Annotated in this window: 2 protein-coding genes; both read right to left on the reverse strand. The window is 70.2% G+C overall.

Going from position 1 to position 3,751, the window contains the following annotated elements:
• Positions 1–119: 119 nt before the first annotated feature.
• Positions 120–1,904 carry a 2-oxoglutarate dehydrogenase, E2 component, dihydrolipoamide succinyltransferase gene (gene sucB / locus AB0C75_RS35795; RefSeq protein ID WP_362896709.1) on the reverse strand — a complete coding sequence of 595 codons (1,785 nt, stop codon included), beginning with the start codon at positions 1,902–1,904 and terminating at the stop codon, positions 120–122.
• Positions 1,905–1,960: 56 nt separating this feature from the next.
• Positions 1,961–3,349: a dihydrolipoyl dehydrogenase gene (gene lpdA / locus AB0C75_RS35800; protein WP_362896711.1), complete on the reverse strand. Its 1,389-nt coding sequence runs from the start codon at positions 3,347–3,349 to the stop codon at positions 1,961–1,963.
• Positions 3,350–3,751 lie beyond the last annotated feature (402 nt).

Consider the following 3,751-nt stretch of genomic DNA (forward strand, 5'->3'; position numbering starts at 1 on the left):
CTTCCCCCACCCCCCTCTCTTCCTATCCCCGCCCACACACTACCCAACCCGGCGGCGCCCCCGTCCGGAAGTGTTCCGGACGGGGGCGCCGCTGGTGAGGCTGGTTACAGCTGTACGGCTCAGAGGCCGAGCTCGACCTCGAACTCGCCCGCCTCGAGGATCGCCTTGACCGTCGTCAGGTAGCGGGCGGCGTCCGCGCCGTCCACCAGACGGTGGTCGTAGGAGAGCGAGAGGTACGTCATGTCGCGGACGCCGATGACGGTGCCCTCGGCGGTCTCGATGACCGCCGGACGCTTGACGGTGGCGCCGATACCCAGGATGGCCGCCTGGTTCGGCGGCACGATGACGGTGTCGAACAGCGCACCGCGCGAACCGGTGTTGCTGACCGTGAAGGTCGCGCCGGACATGTCGTCCGGGGTGAGGCCGCCACCGCGGGCCTTGCCGGCCAGCTCGGCGGTCTTCTTCGCGATGCCGGCGATGTTCAGGTCGCCCGCACCCTTGATGACCGGGGTCATCAGACCCTTCTCGGCGTCGACGGCGATGCCGATGTTCTCCGAGTCGAAGTACGTGATGGTGCCCTCGTCCTCGTTGATCCGGGCGTTGACGACCGGGTGGGCCTTCAGCGCCTGGGCCGCAGCCTTCACGAAGAACGGCATCGGGGACAGCTTGACGCCCTCACGGGCGGCGAAGGACCCCTTCGCCTGGTTGCGCAGCTTCATCAGCTTCGTGATGTCGACCTCGAGGACCGTGGTCAGCTGCGCCTGCGAGTGCAGGGCCTTCATCATGTTCTCGCCGATGACCTTGCGCATGCGGGTCATCTTGACCGTCTGACCGCGCAGCGGGGACGCCTCGATCTTCGGCGCGGCCTTGGACGCCGCAGGGGCGGCGGCGGCCGGAGCCGGAGTGGCGGCGGCGGCCTTGGCGGCCTCCGCGGCGGCGATGACGTCCTGCTTGCGGATACGGCCACCGACGCCGGAGCCCTTGACCGAGCCCAGGTCGACGCCGTTCTCGGAGGCGAGCTTGCGGACCAGCGGCGTGACGTACGCACCGTCGTCACCGGAGGGCGCGGCAGGAGCTGCCTTGGCCGGGGCTGCGGGCGCGGCGGGTGCCGGAGCCGGAGCTGCCTGGGCCGGGGCGGCCGGTGCTGCGGGAGCCGGTGCCGGGGCTGCTGCCGGAGCCGGAGCCGGCGCCGGAGCGGCAGGTGCTGCGGGGGCCGGTGCCGGAGCGGCGGCGGGGGCGGGCGCGGCCGGAGCCGGAGCGGCGGCCGGTGCGGCACCCGGAGCGCCGATGACGGCGAGCTTGGCGCCCACCTCGGCGGTCTCGTCCTCGGCGACGACGATCTCCAGCAGCACACCGGCGACCGGGGCGGGGATCTCGGTGTCGACCTTGTCCGTGGAGACCTCGAGCAGGGGCTCGTCCTCCGCGACCTCCTCGCCGACCTCCTTCAGCCAGCGGGTGACGGTGCCCTCGGTGACGCTCTCGCCGAGCGCCGGAAGGGTGACGTCGGTGCCGGAGGCACCACCGGCCGGAGCGGCGGCGGCGGAGGCCTCGGCTGCCGGGGCCTCGGTTGCCGGGGTCTCGGCGGCGGGGGCCTCCTGGGCGGCCGGGGCCGGGGCGGCCTCGGGCTCGGGCTCGGCGGCCGGTGCGGCGGCGGCAGGCGCGCCCGAACCGTCGTCGATGACGGCCAGCTCGGCGCCGACCTCGACGGACTCGTCCTCGGCGACCTTGATGGACGCGAGCACGCCGGAGGCGGGCGAGGGGATCTCGGTGTCGACCTTGTCGGTCGAGACCTCGAGCAACGGCTCGTCGGCCTCGACGTGCTCGCCCTCGGCCTTCAGCCAGCGGGTGACGGTGCCCTCGGTGACGCTCTCGCCGAGCGCCGGAAGGGTTACGGAAACCGACATGGTTTCAGTTGCTCCTTACGAAAGTGCGGAAGTGGTCGGTCGTCCCCGGGACTGGATCAGTCGTGGGAGTGGAGAGGCTTGCCGGCCAGGGCCAGGTGGGCCTCGCCCATCGCCTCGTTCTGCGTCGGGTGGGCGTGGATGAGCTGCGCGACCTCGGCCGGCAGCGCCTCCCAGTTGTAGATCAGCTGGGCTTCGCCGACCTGCTCGCCCATACGGTCACCGACCATGTGGACGCCGACCACGGCACCGTCCTTGACCTGGACGAGCTTGATCTCGCCCGCGGTCTTGAGGATCTTGCTCTTGCCGTTGCCCGCGAGGTTGTACTTGAGGGCGACGACCTTGTCCGCGCCGTAGATCTCCTTGGCCTTGGCCTCGGTGATACCGACGGAGGCGACCTCGGGGTGGCAGTACGTCACCTTCGGCACGCCGTCGTAGTCGACCGGCACGGTCTTGATCCCTGCCAGCCGCTCGGCCACCAGGATGCCCTCGGCGAAGCCGACGTGTGCGAGCTGGAGGGTCGGGACCAGGTCACCGACGGCCGAGATCGTCTCCACGTTGGTCCGCATGTACTCGTCGACGAGGACGTAGCCGCGGTCGAGCGCGACCCCCGCCTCCTCGTAGCCCAGGCCCTGGGAGACCGGGCCGCGGCCGATCGCGACCAGCAGCACCTCCGCCTCGAAGGTCTTGCCGTCGGCGAGCGTCACACGCACGCCGTCCTGCGTGTACTCGGCCTTGTCGAAGAAGGTGCCGAGGTTGAACTTGATGCCGCGCTTGCGGAACGCGCGCTCGAGGAGCTTGGAGCTGTTCTCGTCCTCGACCGGGACCAGGTGCTTCAGACCCTCGACGATGGTGATGTCGCTGCCGAAGGACTTCCACGCCGAGGCGAACTCGACGCCGATGACGCCGCCGCCCAGGACGATCGCGGACTTCGGCACACGGTCCAGCTTCAGCGCGTGGTCCGAGGAGATGATGCGGTTGCCGTCGATCTCCAGGCCGGGCAGCGACTTCGGCACGGAGCCGGTCGCCAGCAGCACATGGCGGCCCTGGATGCGCTGACCGTTGACATCCACCGAGGTGGGCGAAGAGAGACGGCCCTCACCCTCGATGTAGTGGACCTTGCGCGAGGCGATGAGACCCTGCAGACCCTTGTACAGGCCCGAGATCACTTCGTCCTTGTACTTGTGGACGGCCTCCATGTCGATGCCGTCGAAGGTGGCCTTCACACCGAACTGCTCGCTCTCGCGGGCCTGGTCGGCGATCTCGCCGGCGTGCAGCAGCGCCTTGGTGGGGATGCAGCCGTTGTGCAGGCAGGTGCCGCCGACCTTGCCCTTCTCGATCAGTGCGACGTCCAGGCCCAGCTGAGCTCCGCGCAGGGCCGCGGCGTAACCGCCGCTACCACCGCCGAGGATCACTAGGTCGAAAACGGTGCTGGCGTCGTTCGCCACGTCACGTCCTCCATGCATGTGCGCCGTACGCCGGGCCCCGTCGCTGGGGTGTGACCGGCCGGTCGGCTGGTGTTCGGCCGCTTGCGTTATTCGGCCCTGTGGTGGGGGCCCTGTCCTGCCGAGAACCCATCTTCGCACTTGTTGAGTCCGGACGGGACGCTGGCCCCTGCTCCGAGTCGTACGAAGATCCGGTCCGCAGACTTACCGATGTGCGTGGATTTCCGGAAAAATGCCGCTCGGAACCACTGAGGTGAACGCCCACGGCCCCGGACGTATGCCCGGGGCCGTGGGCGTCACGCAGTTGCCCAGGGCGTGTTTCGAAAGTCCCGCCTGCCCGGCGACGCCTGGCACGCACGCTCGCCGCGTTGTCGGGATCACCCCGATACACCCAGTATCGGGGCG

The sequence above is a fragment of the Streptomyces sp. NPDC048565 genome (assembly GCF_040650935.1).
In the GTDB taxonomy this organism is placed as follows: Bacteria; Actinomycetota; Actinomycetes; order Streptomycetales; family Streptomycetaceae; genus Streptomyces.

Coding starts and splice junctions, on each gene's coding strand:
- sucB (WP_362896709.1), bottom strand. CDS start 1,904: ATGTCGGTTTCCGTAACCCTTCCGGCGCTCGGCGAGAGCGTCACCGAG.